Annotated in this window: 20 protein-coding genes; 10 read left to right on the top strand and 10 right to left on the bottom strand. The window is 75.3% G+C overall.

Annotation, left to right across the window (positions count from 1 at the left end; all coding sequences use genetic code 11):
• Window positions 1–256: 256 nt before the first annotated feature.
• Genes ACWGJO_RS20990 through ACWGJO_RS20980 form a run of 3 tightly spaced genes read left to right on the top strand, consistent with a single transcriptional unit; the run spans window position 257 to window position 4,786 of the window.
• Window positions 257–3,373: an adenylate/guanylate cyclase domain-containing protein gene (locus ACWGJO_RS20990; RefSeq protein ID WP_452185774.1), complete on the top strand. Its 3,117-nt coding sequence runs from the start codon at window positions 257–259 to the stop codon at window positions 3,371–3,373.
• Complete coding sequence (locus ACWGJO_RS20985) at window positions 3,370–4,242, top strand: S8 family peptidase (RefSeq protein ID WP_452185772.1); 873 nt, start codon at window positions 3,370–3,372, stop codon at window positions 4,240–4,242. The genes ACWGJO_RS20990 and ACWGJO_RS20985 overlap by 4 nt, the downstream gene beginning before the upstream one ends.
• Window positions 4,226–4,786: a GAF domain-containing protein gene (locus ACWGJO_RS20980; protein ID WP_452185770.1), complete on the top strand. Its 561-nt coding sequence runs from the start codon at window positions 4,226–4,228 to the stop codon at window positions 4,784–4,786. The genes ACWGJO_RS20985 and ACWGJO_RS20980 overlap by 17 nt, the downstream gene beginning before the upstream one ends.
• Here the strand turns inward: ACWGJO_RS20980 and ACWGJO_RS20975 are convergent.
• From ACWGJO_RS20975 to ACWGJO_RS20945, 7 genes are all read right to left on the bottom strand, one after another.
• Window positions 4,777–5,685, bottom strand: a complete 909-nt coding sequence (locus tag ACWGJO_RS20975) for a Vgb family protein (RefSeq protein WP_452185768.1) — start codon at window positions 5,683–5,685, stop codon at window positions 4,777–4,779. The genes ACWGJO_RS20980 and ACWGJO_RS20975 overlap by 10 nt on opposite strands.
• A gap of 107 nt (window positions 5,686–5,792) precedes the next feature.
• Window positions 5,793–6,893 carry an AI-2E family transporter gene (locus tag ACWGJO_RS20970; protein WP_452185766.1) on the bottom strand — a complete coding sequence of 367 codons (1,101 nt, stop codon included), beginning with the start codon at window positions 6,891–6,893 and terminating at the stop codon, window positions 5,793–5,795.
• Between the two features lie 98 nt (window positions 6,894–6,991).
• On the bottom strand, window positions 6,992–8,089 hold the full coding sequence (locus tag ACWGJO_RS20965) for a winged helix DNA-binding domain-containing protein (protein ID WP_452185764.1): 1,098 nt from the start codon (window positions 8,087–8,089) through the stop codon (window positions 6,992–6,994).
• Window positions 8,086–8,781: a glycerophosphodiester phosphodiesterase gene (locus ACWGJO_RS20960; protein ID WP_452185763.1), complete on the bottom strand. Its 696-nt coding sequence runs from the start codon at window positions 8,779–8,781 to the stop codon at window positions 8,086–8,088. Before ACWGJO_RS20960 ends, ACWGJO_RS20965 begins: the two co-directional genes overlap by 4 nt.
• A 5-nt stretch (window positions 8,782–8,786) precedes the next feature.
• Window positions 8,787–9,242, bottom strand: a complete 456-nt coding sequence (locus ACWGJO_RS20955) for a hypothetical protein (protein WP_452185761.1) — start codon at window positions 9,240–9,242, stop codon at window positions 8,787–8,789.
• 77 nt (window positions 9,243–9,319) lie between these two features.
• Window positions 9,320–9,736: a TOBE domain-containing protein gene (locus ACWGJO_RS20950; protein ID WP_359913640.1), complete on the bottom strand. Its 417-nt coding sequence runs from the start codon at window positions 9,734–9,736 to the stop codon at window positions 9,320–9,322.
• Between the two features lie 91 nt (window positions 9,737–9,827).
• Window positions 9,828–11,012: an ROK family transcriptional regulator gene (locus tag ACWGJO_RS20945; protein WP_452185759.1), complete on the bottom strand. Its 1,185-nt coding sequence runs from the start codon at window positions 11,010–11,012 to the stop codon at window positions 9,828–9,830.
• Between the two features lie 109 nt (window positions 11,013–11,121).
• On the opposite strand from ACWGJO_RS20945, the gene ACWGJO_RS20940 reads away from it, so the two are divergent.
• The 7 genes from ACWGJO_RS20940 to ACWGJO_RS20910 all read left to right on the top strand — a co-directional run bounded on the left by ACWGJO_RS20940 (window position 11,122) and on the right by ACWGJO_RS20910 (window position 17,709).
• A complete protein-coding gene (locus tag ACWGJO_RS20940; protein WP_452185757.1) occupies window positions 11,122–12,366 on the top strand; it encodes an MFS transporter in 1,245 nt (414 codons plus the stop codon).
• A gap of 95 nt (window positions 12,367–12,461) precedes the next feature.
• Window positions 12,462–13,232, top strand: a complete 771-nt coding sequence (locus ACWGJO_RS20935) for a dienelactone hydrolase family protein (RefSeq protein WP_452185755.1) — start codon at window positions 12,462–12,464, stop codon at window positions 13,230–13,232.
• Window positions 13,233–13,294: 62 nt separating this feature from the next.
• On the top strand, window positions 13,295–14,011 hold the full coding sequence (locus ACWGJO_RS20930) for a TVP38/TMEM64 family protein (protein ID WP_452185753.1): 717 nt from the start codon (window positions 13,295–13,297) through the stop codon (window positions 14,009–14,011).
• Between the two features lie 79 nt (window positions 14,012–14,090).
• Window positions 14,091–14,603: a DinB family protein gene (locus tag ACWGJO_RS20925; RefSeq protein WP_452185751.1), complete on the top strand. Its 513-nt coding sequence runs from the start codon at window positions 14,091–14,093 to the stop codon at window positions 14,601–14,603.
• A gap of 282 nt (window positions 14,604–14,885) precedes the next feature.
• Window positions 14,886–15,278, top strand: coding sequence for a cell division protein SepF (locus ACWGJO_RS20920; protein WP_452185749.1), 393 nt, complete (start codon window positions 14,886–14,888; stop codon window positions 15,276–15,278).
• Between the two features lie 150 nt (window positions 15,279–15,428).
• Entirely contained in the window at window positions 15,429–16,064 is a 636-nt protein-coding gene (locus ACWGJO_RS20915; protein ID WP_452185747.1) for a TetR/AcrR family transcriptional regulator, read from the top strand.
• Window positions 16,065–16,137: 73 nt separating this feature from the next.
• Window positions 16,138–17,709: an MFS transporter gene (locus tag ACWGJO_RS20910; protein WP_452185745.1), complete on the top strand. Its 1,572-nt coding sequence runs from the start codon at window positions 16,138–16,140 to the stop codon at window positions 17,707–17,709.
• Window positions 17,710–17,785: 76 nt separating this feature from the next.
• On the opposite strand, the gene ACWGJO_RS20905 is transcribed toward ACWGJO_RS20910, so the two are convergent.
• From ACWGJO_RS20905 to ACWGJO_RS20895, 3 genes are all read right to left on the bottom strand, one after another.
• Window positions 17,786–20,263: a SpoIIE family protein phosphatase gene (locus tag ACWGJO_RS20905; protein ID WP_452185743.1), complete on the bottom strand. Its 2,478-nt coding sequence runs from the start codon at window positions 20,261–20,263 to the stop codon at window positions 17,786–17,788.
• A gap of 146 nt (window positions 20,264–20,409) precedes the next feature.
• Window positions 20,410–21,030 (bottom strand): TetR/AcrR family transcriptional regulator, encoded by a 621-nt coding sequence (locus tag ACWGJO_RS20900; protein WP_452185741.1) that lies wholly within the window; start codon window positions 21,028–21,030, stop codon window positions 20,410–20,412.
• Window positions 21,031–21,143: 113 nt separating this feature from the next.
• Window positions 21,144–22,742, bottom strand: a complete 1,599-nt coding sequence (locus ACWGJO_RS20895; protein WP_452185739.1) for a 4-coumarate--CoA ligase family protein — start codon at window positions 22,740–22,742, stop codon at window positions 21,144–21,146.
• Window positions 22,743–22,772: the final 30 nt, after the last annotated feature.

Raw genomic sequence — 22,772 nt, 5'->3', positions numbered from 1 at the left:
CCCCGCCGGGGGCGCTCCCGGGGGGGGGGGGGGCGCGGGTCGGCCCGGTGGGGGGGGCGCCCGGCGGGGCCGGGGGGCCCCCACCGGGCCCTGCCGGCCGGCCCCCGCACCCCGCCCCGCCTGCGGCCATACCGCTCGCCAGGCGTTCCCGAACCGGGCCCGAAGCCGCGCCCGCGACCCTGGCCGGGAACGCCCGCGCACACCCGCTCCGCCGCGCACGCCCCGCACAGCGAAGGACGACCGAAGGACGGCCACCATGCCCTGCCCACTCTGCGCCCAGCCCGTCGGCACCAACGACCAGTTCTGCCCCTCCTGCGGCGCCGCCCGGGGCGCCGCCCTCGACCTGGCCGCCGAGGAGCGCAAGCTGGTCACGGTGGTCTTCTGCGACCTGGTCGACTCCACCGCCCTGTCCGGCGCGCTCGATCCGGAGACCCTGCGCGAGGTGATCCTGCGCTACTTCGAGCGGATGCACCGCCGGATCGAGGCGCACGGCGGCACCCTGGAGAAGTTCATCGGGGACGCCGTGATGGCCGTCTTCGGCGTCCCGGTGATCCGAGAGGACGACGCCCACCGGGCGCTGGCCGCCGCCCTCGCCATGCTGGAGGACCTGGAGGACCTCAACACCGAGCTGGACGCCACCCTCGGGGTCCGCCTGGACGTCCGGATCGGTGTCAACACCGGCCAGGTGGTGGCGGGTTCGGACGCCTCGGCGCGCCAGGCTCTGATCTCCGGCGAGACCGTGAACATCGCCGCCCGGCTGCAGACCCGGGCCGCCCCCGGCCAGGTGCTGATCGGCCCGCAGACGCTGCGCGCGGCCGGTCCGGCCGCCCAGGTGGACGAAGTCGGCCCGCTGCACCTCAAGGGCAAGGCCGAGCCGGTCACCGCCTACCGCCTGGTCGCCCTGGACGAGGACGACCCGGAGCTGCTGCGCCGCTTCGACGTCCCGCTGGTCGGCCGGGATCGCGAACTGGCTCAGCTGGACGCCGCGTTGGCGCGGGTGGCGGGCGGCTCGGGGGCCGAGCTGCTGCTGGTCGCCGGCGAGGCCGGCATCGGCAAGACCCGGCTGGTGCGCGAGTGGCGCGAGCGGGTCGGCCGGCGCACCGCGCGCTGCGGCACCGCCCGCTGCCGCAGCTTCGGCGAGCAGGGCACGCTGGCGCCGATCGCCGAGGCGGTCCGGACCCTGCTGGACGAGCCCGGGGGCGCCGCTCCGGCCGAGGCGCTGGCCCGGCTGGACGAGGCGACGGCGCCGGGCGTCGACACCCGCCGCTCGCTGGAGCTGCTGGCCGCGATCCTGCGGGGCCGCACCGTCGAGCGCCCGGCCGTCCTGGTCCTGGACGACTGCCAGTGGGCCGGCCCGGCGCTGGTGGACGCCGCCGGGTGGCTGACGGCCGAGCTCGGCGCGGCCCCCGTGCTGCTGCTCTGCCTGACCCGCCCCGAGCTCCCGGCCGCCCGCCCGGAGCTGCCGGCGCTGCCGGTCGGCGGCCTGTCCTGGGACGAATCCGCCCTGCTGGCCGCCCAGTTGACCGAACTGAGCGCCCACCAGGACGCGGTTCCCACCCGGCTGCTGGAGCGCGCCGAGGGCAACCCGCTGCACCTGGAGGAGCTGCTGGCCGCCCTCACCGAGACCGAGGGCCCCGTCCTGAGCGACGAACTGCCGCCCACCGGACGGGCCCTGCTCAGCGCCCGGATCGACGGGCTGGAGCGCGACGAGCGCGCCACCCTCGACCTCGCCGCCGTCCTCGGCCGCGCCTTCACCGCCACCGAACTCGCCGAACTCGCCCACGGCGGCAGCGACCAGGACGCCTTCGCCGACCCGGAGGACGACGTCTTCACCGGCCCGATCGACGGGCTGCCGGCCGGCCCGTCCGCCGGGGGCGACGACACCCCGCCGCGGCTGCACGCCGCGCTGGCCCGGCTGGCCGAGCTGCGGCTGGTCGAACCGGCCGGCGCCGGCTACCGGTTCAGCAGCGGCCTGGTCCAGGAGTCCGTCTACCAGTCGATGTCCAAGCGGGCCCGCGCCGAGCGCCACGAGCGCGCCGCCGACCTGCCGGCCGTCCGCTCCACCGGGGACGCCGTCATCGGCGGCCACCTGGAACGCGCCCACCGCTACCGGCTCGAACTCGGCCTGCTGGACACCCGCACCGACGTGCTGCGCACCCGCGCGGCCGCCGCCCTCGGCGCCGCCGGGGCCGGCGCGCTGGCCCGCGCCGACCTGCCCGCCGCCACCGACCTGCTGGAGCGCGCCGTCCGGCTGCACTACCCGGGCGAGCGCGCCGCGGGCCCCGCGCTGCGCCGCCTCGGCGAGGCCCGGCTGGCGCTCGGCCGCACCGAGGAGGCACTGCCCGTCCTCGCCCAGGTGCGGGACGCGGCCGCCGACCCGCTGGACGCCGCGCACGCCCGGCTCGCGCTGGCCGCCCGCGGCCTGCCGCCCGGCCCGGACCAGCCCGCCGCGACCGCCCGCGCCGTCCTGCCGCTGTTCACCGACACCGGGGACGACCTCGGCCGGGCCCGGGCCGGGCTGCGGCTGGCCGAGGAGCAGCTGCTGGCCGGCCGGCACACCGAGGCCGAGCGGCTGCTGGACCAGGCCCTCGACCGGGTCTGCCGCACCGACGCCGAGCTGGACCGGGCCGCCGTGCTGGCCGCACTGGCCGCCTCCCTGCTGGCCGGCCCCGAGCCCGTCCCCAACGCGACCTTCCGGCTGCGCGCCCTGCTCGGCGAGCACGGCACCGGCCGGCGGACCGTGCGGGTCGCGCTGAACGGCCCGCTGGCCGTCCTGCTGGCCCTGCGCGAGCGCCCCGAGGAGGCCGAGCTGCTGCTCGCCGAAGCCAACAGCCTGGCCGGGGAGCTGTCGCTGGCCGAGGCGATGGTGGCGCTGCCCGCGCTGACCGCCCAGGCGGCGGCCGCCCTCGGCCAGAGCGGCCAGGCGCTGGACCTGCTCGCCGACGCCGCCGAGATCGCCCGCCACCAGGGCAGCCCCGCCCCGCTGCCGCGCCTCGCCCTGACCACCGCCCGGGTCCTGCTGGACACCGACCGCCCGGCCCAGGCCGCCCGGCACCTGGACGGCGCGGACGCCCTCGCCGCGCTGCCGCCGGTGCTCGCGATCGAACTGGACGCGCTGCGCGGCCGGCTCGCCGCCGCCCGGGGCGAGGCCGCGCCGGCCCTGGACCTGACCGCCGCCGCCCTGGCCGCCGCGGAGGCCACCGAGTCGCTGCTGCTGCAGGCGCTGACCGCGCTCGACCGGGCGCACGCCCTGCTGCTGCTCGACCGCCCCGCCGAGGCCGCGGTGGCCGCCGCCACCGCCCGGGACCGGTTCGCCGCCAAGGGCCACCTGCCGGGCGTGCGGCGCGCCGAGCGGCTCGGGGGCACCCGGTGAGCGGCCCGGCCGGCCTCACCTGGAGCCTGCGCGACCGCACCCCCGCCGACCTGCCGGTGCTCGCCGACGCCGTCGCCCCCGACGGCGAGGAGAGCGGCGGGGGCACCGGCGGGGGCGGGGGCACCGGCAAGGGCGTACGGGTCTGCGTGGTCGACTCCGGGATCGAGCCCGACCACCCGCTGATCGGGCCGGTGCAGGGCTCCTGGGCGGTGGCCAGGGACCCGGCCACCAGGGAGCTGGTCGTCCGCCCGGACTCCGCCGGCGACACCTGCGGGCACGGCACCGCCTGCGCGGGCATCATCCGCCGCACCGCCCCGGACTGCGAGCTCTACAGCGTGCGGGTCCTCGGCGAGCGCTTCACCGGCACCGGCGACATGCTGATCGCCGGGCTGCGCTGGGCCGTCGGGCAGCGCTTCGACGTGATCAACCTCAGCCTCTCCACCACCCGGACCCGCTTCCTGGACGAGCTGCACGCGATCGCCGACGACGCCTTCTTCGCCCGCACCGCGATCGTCGCCTCCGCCCACAACACCCCGGTGGAGAGCTACCCGTGGCGGTTCTCCTCGGTCATCTCGGTGGGCAGCCACCAGGAGGACGACCCGCGGCTGCACCTGTACAACCCGGCCCCGCCGGTGGAGTTCTTCGCGCCCGGCCAGAACGTCCGGGTGCCCTGGCTCGGCGGCGCCACCATCCGCACCACCGGCAACAGCTTCGCGACCCCGTACGTGGCCGGGCTCTGCGCCCGCATCCTGTCCCGGCGGCCGAGGCTGACCACCTTCCAGCTGAAGAGCGCGCTCTACCTCACCGCGGCCAACGTCCAGGTCCCTTCCACCCCCACCCCGGAGGCGCCCGATGACCCTCAGCACTGACCCCGCCGTCGACCCGCTGGCCCGCGAGCTGCTCCAGTCCGTGGTGGACGTCGCCCGGGCGATCTTCGGCGCCCAGGCGGGCTCGGTGTGCCTGCTCGACGAGGCGGCCGGGGAGCTGGTCTTCCAGGCCGTCTCCGGGCGCGGCGAGGAGTCGCTGGTGGGCCGCCGCTTCCCGGCCGGCCGGGGGATCGCCGGCTGGGTGGCCGCCTCGGGCGAGCCGATGGTGGTGGACGACCTGGGCGCCAACCGCACCTTCGACCGGGACTTCGCCGAGTCCACCGCGTACGTCCCGACCGCCCTGATGGCCGCGCCGCTCACCCACGGCAGCCGGGTGCTCGGCGTCCTGGAGGTGCTGGACCCGGCCCCGCAGGCCCGCGCCAGCCTGCCCGAGCTGGACCTGCTGGCGATGTTCGCCCGCCAGGCCGCGGCCGCCCTGCGGGTGATCGCCGAGCGCTCCCCCGCCCCGGCAACGCGGGCCCCCGACCGCGCCGCCGCCCTCGGTCTGCTCGCCGACCTGGAGGAGCTGCTGCGCCGTCAGCCCTGAGCACCCCGGGCACCCACCCCGTCCCGGGCCGGGGTCAGCCGGGCGATCTGCCCGCGCTCCAGCGCCGCGTACACCGTGCCGTCCGGGGCGACGGCGATGCCGTGCGGCTCGGCGCCCGCGCCCGGGACGGGGTGGCCGTCGAGCCGCCCGTCCGGGGTGAGCACCCCGATCCGGCCGGCGCCCCACTCGGTGAACCAGAGCGCCCCGTCCGGCCCGGCCGCGACGGCGTGCGGCCTGGCCGAGCGGTCGGCCAGCGGATGCTCGGTCACCTTCCCGTCCACGGTGATCCGCCCGACCAGCCCGCCGCCGATCCCGACGTACCAGAGCGCGCCGTCCGTCCCGGCGGTGATCCCGACCGGCGCGGTGCCCTCGGTGGGCAGCCGGTGGACGGTCACCGCGCCGTCGGTGCCGACCCTCGCCACCGCGTCGGCCTGGTTGAGCGTGCACCACAGTGCCCCGTCCGGCCCGGCCGTGATCAGCGACGGGAAGGCCCCGTCGACCGGCAGCGGGTACTGCGTCACCTCGCCGTCCACGGTGATCCGCCCGACCCGGTTGGCGTTCGGCTCGGTGAACCAGAGCGCCCCGTCCGGCCCCGCGGCGATCCCGTACGGGCCGGGGTCCTCGCCCGGCAGCTCGAACGAGCCGGCCCGCCCGTGGACGTCGATCCGCCCGATCCGGTGGTCCCGCATCCGGCTGAACCAGAGCGCCCCGTCCGGCCCCGCCGTGATCACCGCGGGCCCGCAGCCCGGCGCCCCGAGGCCGTACCGCCGCACCGTCCCGTCCGGGTCCAGCCGCCCGATCTCCCCGCTGTGCACCAGCGTGAACCAGACACCCCCGTCGGACCCCACGGCGATCCCGTACGGTCCGGCCCCCGCCTCGGCCACCTCGAACAGTTCCATGCGACCCCTCCCGAAACACTATTGCGATCCTTGTCGCATTAGCAATGCTCACATGATCCCCCGACCGACGGCAACCCGCTTTCCGCTCCGCCCGGCCGGCCGGCTGCTCAGCGGTCCGGCGCCGCCGACCGGTCCGGATCCCCGCGCAGCACCGAGATGACACCCATGCCGGCCGCGCAGACCGGGACGGCCAGCAGGGCGCCGATGATGCCGGCGATACCGGCGCCGGCCACCACGGCGACCATGATGGTGGCCGGGTGCAGCTCCACCGTGCGGCTCTGGATCACCGGCTGGAGGATGTTGCCCTCGATCATCTGCACCGTGAGCACCACGCCGAGCGCCCACAGCGCCGTGCCGATGCCGCCGTCGGCGAGGGCGACCAGGACCGCCGCCGTGCCGGACAGGAACGCGCCGACGAAGGGGATGTAGGCCCCCATGAAGACCAGCGCGCCCAGCCCCGGCGCGCCCGGCACACCGAGGGCCAGCAGGCCGACGGTGATGAAGCTCGCGTCGATCAGGGCGATCAGGGTGGTGCCGCGCATGAACCCGGCCATCGCGTCGAAGGCCCGCCCGGCGCAGGCGATCACGGTGGTGGCGCTGCGCTCGGGCAGGAAGGAGCGGATGGCGTCGCCGGTGCGGTGGCCGTCCCGCAGGAAGAAGAACACCAGGGCGAGCGCCAGCACCCCGCCGGTGATCAGCTGGGTGAGCAGGCCGAGCCCGGAGAGCACGCCGTTGGTGAGGGTGGACACCAGCGAATTGGTCTCGCCCTTGGCGTTGCCCAGCGCGTGCTGGATCTTCGACCCGAAGGGGCCGAGCCAGCCGGCCAGCCGCCGCCCGGCCTCCGGGAGCGACGCGGCGATCTGCGGAGCGCTGTGCACCAGGGAGTTGACCAGCAGGGCGATCACCCCGCCGGCCGCCGTGACCAGCACCGTGCAGGTCAGCCCGGCGGCCAGGCCCCGCCCGACACCCCGGCGCACCAGCCAGGGCACCACCGGGTAGAGCAGCGATGTCCCGAGCAGCGCCACCAGGAACGGCACGGTCGCGGCCCGCAGTTCGACCAGCGCGAAGACCACCAGCGAGGCGACGGCGATCAGCAGGATCACCGCCAGCGACCAGGCCGCCGCCTGCCGCAGCGCGGGCGGCAGCATCAGGTACGGCCTGCGGTGGTCCGGCCGCCGCTCCTCGCCGGGCGCGCGCTCCACGGACACGGTCGCCTCCGCCGGGGTCTCGACGATTCCGGACCGCCTCAGCTCAGCAGAGGTTTCGACGGCCCGCGCGGCAGATCGGCCGGGAGCACCCGAACGAGCTACCCGGGGGCCTCGAACCGCACCGCGCCGTCCTCGCCCGCCCCCGCGAAGGCCAGCACCCGCTGCGCCTCGGCCTCGGCGGCCCGCCGGTCGGCCGGGCGCAGCGGGGCGAACGGGGCGACGGTCACCTCCCGGTCGCCGGTCAGCCGCCAGATCCCGGCGACCAACCCGTCCACCAGGAGGGTTCCGTGCACGATGCCGTTGCGGGTCATCACCCGGCCCCGGTGCTCCTCGGGCAGCACCCGGGTGCGGTCCGCGTGCGAGAGCAGCAGGTTGTCGAACGGGGCGACCAGCCGGACCGGCGCGGGGGTGTCCTCGTCGGGGCGGGGCGCCTCGGGCAGGTCGTACAGCTGCCGGCCCTGTTCGTCCCGGAAGGCCCGCAGGCTCGGTGCGAGCCGCCGCAGCACCGGGGCGAGGCCGGCCAGGCCGCACCACTGGCGCAGGTCGGCCGCGGAGGCGGGGCCGAACGCGGCGAGGTAGCGCAGCACCAGGCCGTCCGGGCCGGGTGGCGGGTCGAGCGGGCGGCCGAGCCAGGCCTCGGCGGTGGTGTGGGCGGCCGGTCCGCCGCGCCCCCACAGTCCGCGCGGCGGGACCTGCACCAGCGGCAGCCGGCAGCGGGCGGCCTGGGCGAGGGCGGCCGGGTCGCGCTCCGGGCGGCTCGCGGCGAGCAGCGCGCCGAGCTGCTGGAAGGTGCGCGGCCGCTCCTCGACCAGGGTGCGGGCCTCGGCAGCGAGCCCGTCCAGGTCCAGGCCGGTCAGCTGCTTCCCGAAGGTGGTGCGCATCGCCTGGTCCAGCATCGGCTGGAGGAGCGGGCGCAGCGTCAGGCAGTCCTCGGCGGTGACGAGGTGGATGGTGCCGCGCTGGAGGGCGGTCCGGACCACCGCCCGCTGCTCGATCAGGGTGCTCAGCCGCTCGGGCGTGAAGCCGCCGAGTCGGGCCAGCAGTCCGAGGTAGGGCGGTTGGGGTGCGGCCTGGGCCTGGAGGCCGCCGAGGTGGTGGATCAGTGCGGCGGGCTGCTGGTCGGTGCGGGCGAGCAGGTGCTGACGGGCCAGCAGGGCCCGGCCGAGCGCCCGTCGGCTCAGGACCGGTCCGGTCACCGGCGGCCGTCCAGCACGGAGCGCAGGACGCCGATCCGGTTGGAGGTGATGGAGGCGACGCCGCTCTCGCGCAGCCGGCGCATGGTGCGGCGCAGGTCGGCGGTCCAGGTGGAGACGGCGAGCCCCTGCTCCGCCGCGGCGGCGGTGAACGCGGGGGTGACCAGGCCGAACGGCGGGTTGAGGTAGCGCGGGCGCAGGTCGTCCAGCAGGGCGCGCACGGGCATCCCGGGCTGCTTCCAGGTGAGGGCGATCTCGGCGTCCGGGCTCAGTTCGCGCACCGCGAGCATGGCGGCGGTGGGGCCGCAGAAGGCGACCGCGCGTTCGGCGCCGAGCCCGGTGACCACCGACCAGGCGGCCGCGGCCGGTCCGGCGTCGTCCAGGTCGATCAGCAGCCTGCGGCCGTCGACGGCGGAGACCGCCTTGATCGCCTCGGCGAGGGTGGGGACGGTCAGCGGGCCCTGCCGCAGCTCCTCCAGCTGGTCGGCGGTGACCCGGTCGATCGACCGCGGGTCGCGCCAGAGCCGCTCCAGGGTGGGGTCGTGCAGCAGTACGGGCACCCGGTCGCGGGTGAGCCGGACGTCCACCTCGACGGCGTCGGCCCCGGCGGCGAGCGCGGACTCCACGGAGGGCAGGGTGTTCTCGCGGTGGCGGTAGGGGTCGCCGCGGTGGGCGACGGCGAGCGGCTTGGCCATGGCGTTCAACGGATCCTTCCGGCGAGCCAGGGGGTGAGGTCGTGGACGCCGATGGCCTCGCGGTGGCTCGGTTCCCCCGGGACGGTGACGATCAGCGTGGTGGACGGCGGGAAGGTGCGCGCCTTGACGTGCACCAGGTCGGACCAGAGGGCGTTCAGGAAGCCGGGGACGCGGTCGCGGTCGACGTCGAAGGCGATGCCCTCGACGGTCACGGTGACCTCGTCGTGGGTGAACAGCCGGACGGTGACGGCGGGGCGGCCGTCGAACTCCAGCAGTGCCTCGTGCGGGACGGCGTCCGGTTCCCCGTCCGGGCCGCCCGGGCCGGACGGGCCGACCAGCCCGGCGAAGGTCCGGTCGCGGCCGATGTCGTGCTGGGCGCGGACGGTGCGGCCGTGCCGGTCGGCCACGGCCTCGATCGCGAGCACGGCGCTCTGGGTGGTCGGCAGGTGCGGGGGTGTCATCCGGGCCTCTCCTTCGGTTCCGGGACTCGTGGGGCTCGTGGGGCCGGGGCGGCCCGTGCTCGGGCGACGGGCCCCGGCTAGCGTCGTTCGACCATCACATTGGTGGACTTGATGACCGCCGTGGCGGGTGCGCCGGGGACCAGGTTCAGCTCCTCCGCCGACTCCCGGCTGATCAGGGACACCACCCGGAACGGCCCGGCCTGGATCTCCACCTGCGCGGCCACGTCGCCGAGCACCACGTGGGTGACGATCCCCGGGAAGCGGTTGCGCGCCGAGGACGGCCGGCCCTCCGCCTCGGAGTTCTCCGGCCGGGCCAGCTCCCGGGCGAAGGCGGCGAGCTCGGCCCCCGGGATGATCCGGTGCCCGTGCTCGTCCCGCGCGGCGGCGACCCGCCCGGCGTCCACCCAGCGCCGCATGGTGTCGGCGCTGACGCCGAGCAGCGCCGCGGCCTCGCCGATGCGGTACGGGTTGGCCGGCACCTCGGGCTGGCCCATGAGCGTCTCCTGACGGTGGTTCGGGTTCCCGGGGCGAGTGCCCCTGCGCCATCCTGCCGTACGGACGGCGCGGATGATCACGCGAGGGCGGTCACGGCTCGCCGAAGAGGTCGCGCCGCACCGCGTCCCCGGCGGTGAGCACCGCCCCGGCGAGCACCGCGCCGCCGCCCGCCGTGCCGGCCCGCACCTCGGTGCTCAGCGGGGAGAGCCGGGCCAGCCGCCGCTCGACCCGCCCGGCCAGCTCCGGCCCGCCGGCCCGGCCGACCTCGCCGCCGAGCACCACGCAGCCGGGGTCCAGCACCACGCAGACGCTCGCCGCACCGATCGCGATCCGCTCGGCCAGCTCGTCCAGGAAGACCTCGCCCGCCGCGCCCGCCGCCAGGGCGGCCCGTACGGCGGCCTCGGCGGCGGGGGCGTCCCCGGCCGGGCCGGCGGGCAGCCCGTGGGCGCGGGCCAGCGCGCAGATCGCGGCGCTGCCGACCAGACTGTGGAAGCCGCCCTCGCAGCTGTCGGCGCTGGGCAGGGCGACGGTGCCGGGAACGGGCAGGAAGCAGATCTCGCCGGTGCCGCCGGAGAAGCCCCGGCGCAGCCGCCCGTCCAGGATCACGGCGGCGCCGACGCTGTGGCCGAGCCACAGCAGCACGAAGGTGTCGCGGTCGCGCGCGGCACCGACCCGGTACTCGGCCCGCCCGGCCAGGTTGACCTCGTTCTCCAGGATCACCTCGGTGCCGGGCAGCTCGCGCAGCGCGGCGAGGAGTTCGGCGTGCCAGGCGGGGAGCTTGCCGGTGCTCTGCAGCCGGCCGGTGGCCTGGTCGACCAGTCCGGGGGCGCCGACCGCGACGGTGTGCAGCCGGTCGACGCCGACGCCGCGCGCGGTGTCCAGCAGGGCGGCGACGATGGTCCCGGCGGTGTCCGGCCCGCCGTCGCCCTCGACCGGGACCTCGGCGGTGGCCAGGCCGCGCCCGGCCAGGTCGGCGACGACCAGGCCGACGCCGCCGGAGCGGACGTCGAAGGCGGCGAGGTGGGCCCGGGAGGCGACCAGCGCGTAGAGCCGGGCGTTGGGGCCGCGCCGCTGTTCGCCGCGCTCGCCGACGACGGCCACCAGTCCGGTGCGCTGGAGGCGTTCGAGCAGGTCGGCGACGGTCGGCCGGGACAGGCCGGTGAGGTCGCGCAGCTCGGTCGCGGTCAGGGGGCCCTGTTCGAGCAGGAGGTTGAGCGCCAACCGGTCGTTGATCGCCCGGGCGGTGCTCGGCGTGGCCGTACGCGCGGTGGTCATGGCAGCTCATCCTTCCAGAGCATTTCTATCAGGGTCCCTTCCTGATAATTTAGCGACCGTCACAGGGCACTGTCGCGCCCCTCACCGCGCGACCGGGAGGGAAGAACCCATGAGCGGAACCACCGCACCACCACCGCCGGAGCCGTTGACCGCGCCCCGCCGGGCCCGGAGGAGCATCGCCCTGACCTTCCTGGTGCACGGGGCCGTCACCGGCAGCTTCGTCACCCGCATCCCCTGGATCCAGCACCACCTCGACCTCTCGGCCGGCCAGCTCGGCCTGGCCCTGGTCATGCCCGCCGTCGGCTCCTCCCTCGCCATGCCGCTGGCCGGCCGCTTCGTGCACCGCTACGGCGGCCGGGCCGCGGTGCGCGGGCTGATCTCGCTCTGGTGCCTGTCCCTCGCCCTGCCCGCGCTCGCCCCCTCGCTGCCGGTGCTGTGCGCGGCGCTGCTGGTGTACGGCGCCACCTCCGGGATGGCCGACGTCGCGATGAACGCCCAGGGCGTGGAGATCGAGGAGCGGCTCGGCCGCTCGATCATGTCCGGGCTGCACGGGATGTGGAGCGCGGGCGGCCTGCTGGCCTCCCCCTTCGGCATCCTCGCCGCCCACCTGGACCTCGACGCCCGGATCCAGCTGGCCGTCACCGCGCTGGTCCTGCTCGCGCTCGCCCAGCCCGTCTGCCGCGGCCTGCCCGACCTCCGGGCGCACGAGGGCGCGGAGGAGCCGCCGCGGTTCGCACTGCCGCCGCGCAGCTCGCTGGTGATCGGACTGGTCGGCTTCTGCGCGGTCTTCGCCGAGGGCGCCTCGATGGACTGGAGCGGCGTCTACCTGCGGGACGTCACCGGCGCCTCGGCCACCGTCGCCGCCGCCTCGTACACCGCCTTCTCGCTCACCATGGCGGTCAGCCGGCTCGCCGGGGACGCGGCGATCCGCCGCCTCGGCGCCGTCCGCACCACCCGCATCGGCGGCGCCGTCGCCACCGCCGGCGGCCTGCTGGTGGTCGCCGCGGACAGCCCGGCACTGGCCATCCCCGGCTTCGCCCTCATCGGCATCGGCATCGCGGTGATCGTCCCGCTCGCCTTCGCCGCGGCCGGCCGGATCGGCACCAACCCCAGCCAGGCCATCGCGGGCGTCGCCACCGTCACCTACACCTCCGGCCTGATCGCCCCCGCGGTCATCGGCGCCCTCGCCCAGGCCACCTCGCTGACCGTCTCCTTCGGCCTGGTCACCGCACTCGCCTGCGCCCTGCTGCTGAGCGCCGGGGCGCTGCGGCTGGCCGAACGGAATTCCGGCGGCGAGAACGTGACCGCAATGTCACCGGAAAAGCCTTCCGGAAAAGATCTCTCCGCGATATGATGATGAATTCCTGAGGGAATTTCCCGCTAAGGTCTCGAACCGCCGGGCGCACACCGCGCCCGGCGGTTTTCGTGCTCCGCGAGAGGAATTCCCCCGTGTGCTACGACCCGGACGCCGCCCCGCCCGCCCTCGGCCCCGCCCCGTGGCCCCTGGCCGAGGCCGCCCCACTTACCCTGACCTCGGCCGACGGCACCCGGTTCGGCGCCTTCCTGGCCCGGCCGGAGACCGTCACCGGACCCGGGGTGCTCGTCCTGCCGGACAACAGGGGCCTCTCCCCGTTCTACCGCCGGACCGCCGCCCGGCTCGCCGAAAACGGCCACCCGGCCCTCGTCCTCGACTATTACGGCCGCACCGCCGGAGCCGCCCCGGAAAAGCGCCCGGCGGAATTCGGCGAAATGCCGGACCTGCTCCCCCACCTGCTCGCGCTCACCCCCGGAGGACTGGACGCCGACATCACCGCCGCACTGGAACGGCTGCGCGCCGCCGGGCCCGCCGAGGTGGTCGCGCTCGGCTTCTGCTTCGGCGGCCGGCAGGCCTTCCGCACCGCCGCCCCGCGCTTCGGCCTGGCCGGCGCGGTCGGCTACTACGGCTACCCGGACACCCTCAACGGCGCCCCCGGGCCCACCCAACTGGCCGGGGGGCTGACCGCCCCGGTGCTCGCCTTCTGGGGCGGCGCCGACGAGCACATCCCGGCCGCCACCGTCGAGGCCTTCGACGCGGCACTCACCGCGGCCGGCTGCCCCCACGAGTTCGTCAGCTATCCGGGGGCACCCCACAACTTCTTCGAGCTCGCCGCCGTCGAACACGCCGACGCGGCCCGCGACTCGTGGCAGCGCCTGCTGGAGTTCCTCTCCCGACCGGCCTGAGGGCCGTCCCGCGGGTCGGCCCGGGGCGCCGGCGGGGCCCGGGCACCGGTTAGGCTCGGGCGGTGTTCGAGCCCGATGCCGTTCCCGTGCCGCCCGCCGTGCCGCAGGCGCCCACCGTCGCACCGCGTTCCCCGTGGTGGCGGTTCGCGCTGCTGGTGACGGTGCTCGCGGCGACGGCCGGGTCGCTGCTGCTGTGGAGCCCGACGGAGCTGCTGTCCGGCGGGCTGGCGGACCGGATGCCGGGGTACTGGTTCGGCCCGCTGTTCGCCCTGGTCTACGCGGTGGGGACGCTCGCCTTCGTGCCCCGGCCTGCGCTGAACGCGGTCGCCGGTCTGCTGCTCGGCATCCAGCAGGGCGTGCTGCTGGCGGTGCTCGGCACCACCGTGGGCGCGGCCCTGGCCTTCGGGCTCGGCCGGGGCCTCGGCCGGGAGGCGCTGCGCCCGTACCTGCGCGGGAAGGTGCTCGGGGCGCTGGACCGGCGGTTCACCGAGCAGGGCTTCCGCAGCGTGCTGGTACTGCGGCTGCTGCCCGGCATGCCGTTCCAGGCGGCCAACTACGGCGCCGCGTTCTCCGGGGTCCGCTTCCTGCCCTTCGTGCTGGCCACCGCGATCGGCGTGGTGCCGACCACCGCGGTGTACGTCACGGCCGCGGCCAGCGCGGGCCGGCCGGGCTCGGCGGCCTTCCTGCTGTCGGCGGGGGTGATCGCCCTGCTGGTGCTGGGCAGCGTGGTGGGCCTCTGGCGGACGGTCCGTACCCGCCGCCGGGCGACGGCCGGCTGAGCCGCTCCACGGGGCCGGGAGCAGAGCCGGGAGCAAAATCGCTCGCGCCCGCGCGCGGCCGGACGCCAGGATGGCGCGCATGACCGAACCGGACCCGCGGGTGGACCCGCCGATGACGGCCGACGAGGCCGCCACCCTGACCGCCTTCCTCGACTACCACCGCCGCACCCTCGCCCTCAAGTGCGAGGATCTGACCGACGACCAGCTGCGGCTGCGCTCCGTCCCGCCGTCGAACCTCTCGCTGCTGGGCCTGGTCCGGCACATGGCCGAGGTGGAGCTGTACTGGTTCCAGTCCGTCCTGCTCGGCCGGGAGATCACCGGGCACTTCTGGACCGAGGAGCACGAGGACGCCGACTTCGACGACGTCGACACCGCCGACGTCGCGGCCGACTTCGCCACCTGGCGCACCGAGGTCGAGGCCGCCCGCCTCGCCGTCGCCGGCCTGCCGCTGGACACCGTCGGCAAGAACCCGCGCCGGGGACAGCCGGTGACGCTGCGCTGGATCCTCACCCACATGATCGAGGAGTACGCGCGACACAACGGCCACGCGGATCTTCTGCGCGAATTGATCGACGGCGCGACCGGCGAGTGACGCGACGGGTGAAATCGTTTCCTCATTGTTGACAGAAGGTCAATTAAGCCGTGACCGCGACCGATAAGGTCAACGCGCGCAACCGTACGGTGCCGCGCCGCGTCACTGGAAGTGCCCGGGTTCGCCCGGGTTTCCGGCGCGGCACGACTCGTACGGGGGTTGCGAGCGGGCACGGGACCGGTGAACAGTGCGATACTCGGACAGTTCCGACGAGTGGATGACGTGTCAAGAACGGCACGCGACCCCGGGGGACCAGGACGGGACGAGGCAGGGAGGCGCGGCATGGGAGCACTTCGCGACGAGCACCACAACGGGTGGCTGATGCCCTCGGGGAACTACCCGGCCGCGGTGTACGACGACGAGTGGGTGGATCAGGAGACGGTTCCGGCCGCCCCCGCGCCCACGAAGATCGTCTCCCTGCGGCCGACGGGCTTCGAGGCGGCCCGGACGGTCGGTGAGCACATCCGGGCGAGCATCCCGGTGGTCATGGACCTCACCGAGATGAGCGAGGCCGAGGCCAAGCGCATGGTCGACTTCGCCTCCGGGCTGATCTTCGGCACCAGGGGCGGCATCGAGCGGATCGCCCGGAGGGTCTTCCTGCTCACCCCGGCCGACGTCGAGGTCATGGTGATCGACCGCCCGATGGACGAGACCGGCTTCTACAACCAGAGCTGAGCTGAGGCCGCACGGCGGCACCCCGGACCGGGGACGGTACACCCACCGTCCCCGGTTTTTTGCTGCCTGCCCACCGAGACCCGACGCCTCACCTGAGAGCTGGAACAAAAGAATGAGACATCCACGTCTCACATGAACTAGACTCGATGCATGGCCACCGATCGCGACACCGTCCTGGAAGCCGCCGTCGGCGTCCTCTCCCGCCGCCCGACCGCCCACCTGGACGAGATCGCGCGCGCCGCCGGCATCAGCCGCGCCACGCTGCACCGGCTCTTCCCCGGGCGCGACGCGCTGATCCGCGAGGTCGGCCTGCTCGGGCTGCGCCGCTTCGCCTCCGCGCTGGACACCGCCGACGTCGAGCGGGGCGACGCCGAGGCCGCGCTGCGCCGCCTGGTGGACGCCTCCGTCCCGGACGCCATGCTCTGCGCCTTCCTGGCCGGCGAGAACCAGCTCTACGAGAACGAGGACATCAACGACCTCTGGGAGGTCCAGATCGCCCGGCTGCACGCGCTCTTCCTGCGCGGCCAGCAGCAGGGCGTGTTCCGCATCGAACTGAGCGCCGCCTGGCTGAGCGAGGCCTTCTTCGACCTGGTGGCCGGCGTCGGCTGGTCCATCCAGGACGGCCGACTCGCCCCGCGCGACGCCGCCTTCTCGCTCGCCGAGCTGTTCCTCGGCGGCGCGCTGCGCAGACCGGACACCCGCACCCCCGCCGGCGCCACCGCCGGCAGCACCGCCACCCCTGTCCACAGCACTTCCGACCACGGGCCGGACACCGATAGACCATGAACGAGCGAAGCGAGCGAATCATCAAAAGGCGCGCATTGTGCGAAGCGCCTGCCGAGCGAAGCGAGGTGGGAGCGTGAGCACCCTGACCGCCCGCCAGCGCTGGACCGGCCTCGCCGTCCTCGTCCTGGCCGTGACCGTGGTCGCCCTGGACGCGACCGTCCTCTCCCTCGCCATCCCGTCGATCAGCGAGACGCTGCGCCCCAGCGGCACCCAGCTGCTCTGGATCGGCGACTCCTACTCCTTCGTGCTGGCCGGCCTGCTGGTCAGCATGGGCGCCCTGAGCGACCGGATCGGCCGCAAGAAGCTGCTGCTGGCCGGGTCCGCCGCCTTCGGCGCCGCCTCGCTGCTGGCCGCCTACGCGCCGAGCGCCGGCTGGCTGATCCTGGCCCGCGCGCTGCTCGGCGTGGCCGGGGCGACGATCATGCCCTCCACGCTCTCGCTGATCCGCGGCCTCTTCCCGGACGACCGGGAGCGGGCCACCGCGATCGGCATCTGGGGCGCGGCCGCCACCGCCGGCGCCGCCCTCGGGCCGGTGGTCGGCGGGGTGCTGCTGGAGCACTTCTGGTGGGGTTCGGTGTTCCTGCTGAACATCCCGGTGCTGATCCTGCTGCTGGTATCCGGCGCCTGGCTGCTGCCGGAGTCCAAGGACCCGAAGCCGGGCCGCTGGGACGTGCTGAGCGTGCTGCTGTCGATGGCCGGTGTGATCGGCACGGTGTACGCGATCAAGGAGGCCGCCGCGCACGGCGTGGACCGCTGGGACGTGCCGGTCACCTTCGTCCTCGGCGCCACCGCGCTGTTCCTCTTCGTCCGCCGCCAGCTGCGGCTGGAGACCCCGCTGCTCGACGTCCGGCTGTTCCGCGACCGGCGGTTCACGGCGGCCGTCTCGGCCTCGCTGATCTCCCTGGTCGGGCTCTCCGGCGTGATCTTCGTGGTCTCGCAGTACCTCCAGCTGGTCCGCGGCTACCAGCCGCTCCAGGCGGGCCTGGCCGAGCTGCCGGCCTTCGCGGGTTCGGTGGCCGGCGGTCTGCTCACCGCCGCGATCGCCCGGCGCTTCGGCGCCCGCAAGGCGCTGACGGCCTGCCTGCTGGCGATGGGACTGGGCGTGGGCGCGCTCGGCTGGCTGTCGCAGGACACCACCTACCTGCTGCTGGCCGCCTCCTTCCTGCTGGTCGGGACGGCCGAGGGCGTGGTCTACACGCTCGGCGCCGACCTGGTGCTGACCGCCGCGCCCGCCGACAAGGCCGGGGCCGCCTCGGCGGTCTCGGAGACGGCGTACGAGCTGGGCACCGCGCTCGGCATCGCCCTGGTGGGCTCGGTGGTCGGCTCGATCTACGCGAGCGGGCTGGCGGTCCCGGCCGGGACGGACCCGGCGGCCGCCGCCCGGGCCGGCGAATCGCTGGGCTCGGCCGTCGAGACGGCGCAGGGCCTGTCGCCGGAGCTCGCCCGGCCGCTGCTGGCGAGCGCCCGGGAGTCCTTCGTCAACGGCATGAACAGCGCCGGGCTGCTGGCCGCCGCGCTGCTGGTCGGTGCGGCCGTGATGGCCTGGCGGCTGCTGCGCGGGCTGTCCGAGCCGAAGCCCGGGGCGGCGACCGGTTCGCAGGGCGCGGTCGACGCACCGGCCGAGCAGCCGAAGGTCACCGCGTAGCAGTGCCCGGGAACGGCCGTTTCCCCCGGGGGAACGGCCGTTCCCGTCTGTCGGAGCGGGGGTTTGAAGACAGGCCCTAGGAAGCCCCGAAGGGCAGCTCCAGCTCCGCCCAGACCACCTTGCCGTCCCGGGTCAGCCGGCTGCCCCAGCGCTGGGCCAGCTCGCTGACCAGGAACATCCCGCGTCCGCCCTCGTCCTGCTCGGCGAACGGGCGCAGCTGGGGCGTCTGGCCACCGGCGTCGGAGACCTCCACGGTGAGCACCCGGTCGCGGAACAGCCGCAGCCGGCGCGGGGCGTCGGCGTGCAGCAGGGCGTTCGTGACCAGCTCGCTGACCAGCAGCTCGGCGTAGTCGGTGAGCGCCGACAGGCCCCAGGCCTCCAGGGTGACGCGGGTGAAGCGGCGGGCCTTGCCGGGCACCCGGCCCCCGCCGGACAGCGGCAGGGTGGCGATCCGGTCGGCGGGCAGCGGCAGCACCCTGGCCATGATCATCGCGATGTCGTCCTCGGTGCCGTCGGTGACCAGCGCCGCGAGGACGGCGTCGCAGTTCTCCTCCAGGGTCCGGCCGGGGCCGGACAGGGTGCGGGCGAGCAGGTCGATTCCGGCGTCCAGGTCCTGGCCGCGCCGCTCGACCAGGCCGTCGGTGTAGAGCGCGACCATGCCGCCCTCGGGAATGTCGAACTCGATCGACTCGAAGGCCACCCCGCCGACGCCCAGCGGCACCCCGGGCGGCACGTCCACCCGGGCGGCGATGCCGTCGGGGCCCACCCGGACCGGCGGCAGGTGCCCGGCCGAGGCGATCTGGACGGTGCGCTCCAGCGGGTCGTACACCGCGCAGACGCAGGTGGCGAACTGGCCCTCGCCGATTTGCGTGGCGGTCTCGTCCAGCCGGGTGAGGACCTGCTCGGGCGGCATGTCGAGGGTGGCGAGGGTCCGGGCGACGGTGCGCAGCTGGCCCATCGTGGCGGCGGCCCGGATGCCGTGGCCCATCACGTCGCCGACCACCAGGGCGACCCGTCCGCAGGACAGCGGCACCACGTCGAACCAGTCGCCGCCGACCTCGCTGACCACGCTGCTGGGCAGGTAGCGGTAGGCGATCTCCAGGCCGAGGGTGCGGTGCACCTCCTGCGGCAGCAGGCTGCGCTGGAGGGTGAGCGCGGTCTCCCGCTCGCGGCGGTAGAGCCGGGCGTTGTCGAGCGCCAGCGCGGTGCGGGCGACCAGTTCCTCGGCGAGGGCGACATCGGCGGCGGTGAACGGCTCGGGGTTGCGCATCCGGATGAACTCGGAGCCGCCGAGCACCATGCCCCGGGCGGTGATCGGCACCATCAGGTACGAGTGGATGCCCGCCGCCATGCCGGGGGCCACCCGGTCCTCGCTGGCCACCAGTCCGCGCAGCGCCTCCTCGTCCACGTGCGAGCGCAGCAGCGGCTTCCCGCTGCGCAGGCACTGGACGTAGCTGCGGTCCGGGGAGTACTCGGAGGTCTCGCCGATCACGTCCACGGCGTGCGCGAGGCCGCTCTCGTAGGACTCCCCGACGGCGACGGCGCGCAGCGTGATGTTCCGGTCGGAGGGGATCACGGTGGGCTCGGAGCCGCGCAGCACCGGCTCCAGCAGGTCGACGGTGGCGAAGTCGGCGAACCGGGGGACGACCGCCTCGATCAGCTCCTCGGCGGTGCGCTGGAGGTCGAGGGTGGTGCCGATCCGGGCGGTCGCCTCGGCGATGGTGGTGAGCCGTTCCTGGGCGCGGGCGGCGCGGGCCTCGGCCTGGAAGCGCTCGGTGACGTCGATGATCGAGGAGCAGACCCCGAAGATCCGGCCGGTGGAGTCCTCCAGCCGGAAGTAGGAGGCGGACCAGGCGTGGTCCCGCTTGGGGTCGCCGGGGACCCTTCCGTGCGAGCGGGCGTCCACCACGGGTTTGCCGGTTCTCAGCACCTGACGCATGATCTGCTCGATCTCGGCACTGTTGATGCCGGGCAGCACGGCGGATATCCGGCGGCCGAGGTGGGCGGCGACCGGCACCCCGTTCATCCGGGCCAGCGCCTCGTTGATCCGGATGTAGCGCAGTTCGGTGTCGTAGACTGCCATGCCGATCGGCGAGCGGTCGAAGACGCCGTCCAGCACCGCGAGGTCGGCCTCGACGGCGTGCAGGGCGCGAATGTCGGAGGCGGTGGCGAGCAGCAGCAGGGTGCCGCCCGGGACGGCGATCGGGTAGGTGCGGAACTCCAGGTCGACCTTGTGGCCGTCGCGGTGGCGCACCGGGAAGACGCCGGACCAGCCGCTGCCGCCCATGATCCGCTCGAAGAGGCCGAGCACCTCGGAGCGGTCGGAGTCGTCGGTGAGCAGTTGGGCGGCGTAGCTGCCGACGGCCTCCTCGGAGGAGTAGCCGAGCAGGGCCTCGGCGTCCTCGCTCCAGTGCAGGATCAGTCCGTCGTCCTGGAGCAGCGCCGTAGCGAGCGGGACGAGCCGATGGCCTTCGGGGTACGTGCCGTCGGAACGTCCGGGATTGCCGCCCGGTGCCGGGGCGGCGTCGGTCGCGTCCCACTCGTGTCCGTGCATGATCAGGCAGCACCCCGGTTCGGCTCGTGCCCGGCCGGGGGCCTCGCGGTCCGTGCCGGCCGGGATTCTTCTCCAGACTGCACGGACATCGGCCGCCCGGCGACCCCTTGGTCAGGGGGCGTCCGGCCGCTCCGGTTGTACGGGCGTCATGGGCGTACCGGCCGCAGCGTACTCTCCAGAACGCCCGCCCACTGCCGGATCACTCCGGAACGTCGGTGGCTGTCGTCGGTGAGCAGGTTGGCGAGGCCCAGTCCGCGGGCGAGGTCCAGTGTGGCCTGCACGGATTCGCGCACGCCGGGGCGGCTCTCGTCGGCGTCCAGGAACTCCACGGCGGCCCGGTGGGCCTCCCGGCCGACGCGGCCCTCCAGGGCGATGATCCGCTCACGCAGCGCCTCCTCGGTGGCGGCGGCGGTCCACAGGTGCAGGGCGGCGCGGAACAGCGGGCCGGTGTAGAGGCGCACGATCATGTCGACCACGGCCCCGGTGCGGTCCGGCCCGGCGGCCGGCAGTTCGTCCGCGTGGGCGCGGACGGCTGCCAGCCGCTCGGCGGTGACGTGCTCGACGGCCGCGGTGAAGAGGTCCTCGCGGGTCGGGAAGTGGTGCTGGGCCGCGCCCCGGGAGACCCCGGCCCGCTCGGCGACGACGGTGACGGTCGAGCCGTGCCAGCCGAGTTCGGCCAGGCATTCCACGGCCGCCGCGAGCAGCCGGGCCCGGGTGGCTCGGCTGCGGTCCTGCTGCGGGGCGCGGGCGGCGGGGTGGCTGGTCATGGCGGCGGGCGGTTCCTGTTCCGATCGGGGCGCGGCGGGTCCCGGTCGGGGCGCGGCAGGAAGATCCTCACAGACGGGCGCCGGTCTTCGGCCGCCGGGGCGGCCCGGTCCGGTCAGCGGACGCCGGCGCGCCCGGCCTCGCGGGCGCGCAGTTCGCGGCGGAGGATCTTGCCGGCCGCGGACTTGGGGACGGCGTCCACGAACTCCACCGCGCGGACCTTCTTGTACGGGGCGACCTGCCCGGCGACGTACCCGGTGACCTCCTCCTCGGTCAGGGCGCTGCCCGGGGCGCGGACCACGAAGGCCTTGGGGCACTCGGTGCCCTCGGCGTCCGGGACCCCGATCACGGCGGCGTCGGTGATCTGCGGGTGGCCGAGCAGGACGGCCTCCAGCTCGGCGGGGGCGACCTGGTAGCCCTTGTACTTGATGAGTTCCTTGACCCGGTCGACGATGTGCAGGTAGCCGCGCTCGTCCACGAAGCCGACGTCGCCGGTGTGCAGCCAGCCCTCGGCGTCGACCACCGCGGCGGTCTCGGAGGGGCGGCCGAGGTAGCCCTTCATCACCTGCGGGCCGCGGATCAGCAGCTCGCCGCGCTCGCCGGGCCCGAGGTCGCCGTCGGAGCCGTCCAGGGCGGCGATCCGAAGCTCGGTGGAGGGGACCATCCGGCCGACCGAGCCGGGCGAGGGGTCGCCCTCGCGCGGGGAGACGACGTGGGTGACCGGGGAGAGCTCGGTCATGCCGTAGCCCTGGAGCAGGTGCGGCAGGCCCAGGCGCCGGGCGCAGGCGTCGGCGAGTTCGTGGTCCAGCGGGGCGGCGGCGCACAGCAGGTACTCGACGGAGGAGAGGTCGTACCGGTCCACGATCGGGTGCCGGGCCAGTGCGAGGGCGATCGGCGGGGCGACCACCAGGGCCTGCACCCGGTGGTCCTGGACGGTGCGGCAGAACTGCTCCAGGTCGAAGCGGGGCAGCACGACCACGGTGGCGCCGCAGCGCAGCGGCTGGTTGAGCAGCGCGGCCAGCCCGTAGATGTGGAAGAAGGGCAGGACGGCGAGCACCCGTTCGCCCTCGGCGGGGCGGTAGAGGGCGTCGCACTGGGCGAGGTTGGTGGCGATCGAGCGGTGGGTGAGCATCACGCCCTTGGGCAGGCCGGTGGTGCCGCTGGAGTACGGCAGCACGGCGATGTCCTCGCCCGGGTCGATGGCGACCTCGGGGGCGGGGCCGGTGGCGGCCAGCAGGTCGGCGAGCGAGCGGTGGCCCTCGGCGCCGTCCAGGACGACGGTCCCGGCCAGCGGGTGGCCCTGTTCGGCGAGGAGTTCGGCGGCCGCACGGGCGGTCGACAGGAAGGCGGAGACAGTGACCAGCCAGCGGGCGCCGCTGTCGCGCAGCTGGCCGGCCAGGTCGGCGGGCTTGGCGAAGGAGGAGACCGTGGTGACGGTGGCGCCGGCCCTGGTCGCGCCGTAGAAGGCCATCGGGTAGGCGGTCGAGTTGGGGCTGAAGAGGGCGACGACGTCACCGCGGCGCACGCCTGTCTCGGCCAGCCCGGCGGCCACCCGCTCGACGGCGGCGGCGAGTTGGGCGTAGCTGGTGCTCTCGCCGGTGACGCCGTCGATCAGGGCCGGGCGGTCGCCGTACCTGTGCGCGGCGCCGAGTACCGCCTCGTGGATCGGCCGGTCGACCGCGGAGACGTCGGGGAACTCGCTGCGGAACACCAAGGTGAGCCTCCAGTAAGGAAGTTGACGTAG

The sequence above is a fragment of the Kitasatospora sp. NPDC054795 genome, assembly GCF_053611565.1.
Note: the sequence above shows the minus strand (reverse complement) of the source record. Positions and strands in the feature narration are given on the sequence as shown.

Bases quoted from the DNA above. Each gene is read 5' to 3' on its own strand.
- ACWGJO_RS20990 (WP_452185774.1), top strand. From the start codon at position 257: ATGCCCTGCCCACTCTGCGCCCAGCCCGTCGGCACCAACGACCAGTTC.
- ACWGJO_RS20980 (WP_452185770.1), top strand. From the start codon at position 4,226: ATGACCCTCAGCACTGACCCCGCCGTCGACCCGCTGGCCCGCGAGCTG.
- ACWGJO_RS20975 (WP_452185768.1), bottom strand. From the start codon at position 5,685: ATGGAACTGTTCGAGGTGGCCGAGGCGGGGGCCGGACCGTACGGGATC.
- ACWGJO_RS20960 (WP_452185763.1), bottom strand. From the start codon at position 8,781: ATGGCCAAGCCGCTCGCCGTCGCCCACCGCGGCGACCCCTACCGCCAC.
- ACWGJO_RS20955 (WP_452185761.1), bottom strand. From the start codon at position 9,242: ATGACACCCCCGCACCTGCCGACCACCCAGAGCGCCGTGCTCGCGATC.
- ACWGJO_RS20950 (WP_359913640.1), bottom strand. From the start codon at position 9,736: ATGGGCCAGCCCGAGGTGCCGGCCAACCCGTACCGCATCGGCGAGGCC.
- ACWGJO_RS20945 (WP_452185759.1), bottom strand. From the start codon at position 11,012: ATGACCACCGCGCGTACGGCCACGCCGAGCACCGCCCGGGCGATCAAC.
- ACWGJO_RS20940 (WP_452185757.1), top strand. From the start codon at position 11,122: ATGAGCGGAACCACCGCACCACCACCGCCGGAGCCGTTGACCGCGCCC.
- ACWGJO_RS20925 (WP_452185751.1), top strand. From the start codon at position 14,091: ATGACCGAACCGGACCCGCGGGTGGACCCGCCGATGACGGCCGACGAG.
- ACWGJO_RS20920 (WP_452185749.1), top strand. From the start codon at position 14,886: ATGGGAGCACTTCGCGACGAGCACCACAACGGGTGGCTGATGCCCTCG.
- ACWGJO_RS20915 (WP_452185747.1), top strand. From the start codon at position 15,429: ATGGCCACCGATCGCGACACCGTCCTGGAAGCCGCCGTCGGCGTCCTC.
- ACWGJO_RS20905 (WP_452185743.1), bottom strand. From the start codon at position 20,263: ATGCACGGACACGAGTGGGACGCGACCGACGCCGCCCCGGCACCGGGC.
- ACWGJO_RS20900 (WP_452185741.1), bottom strand. From the start codon at position 21,030: ATGACCAGCCACCCCGCCGCCCGCGCCCCGCAGCAGGACCGCAGCCGA.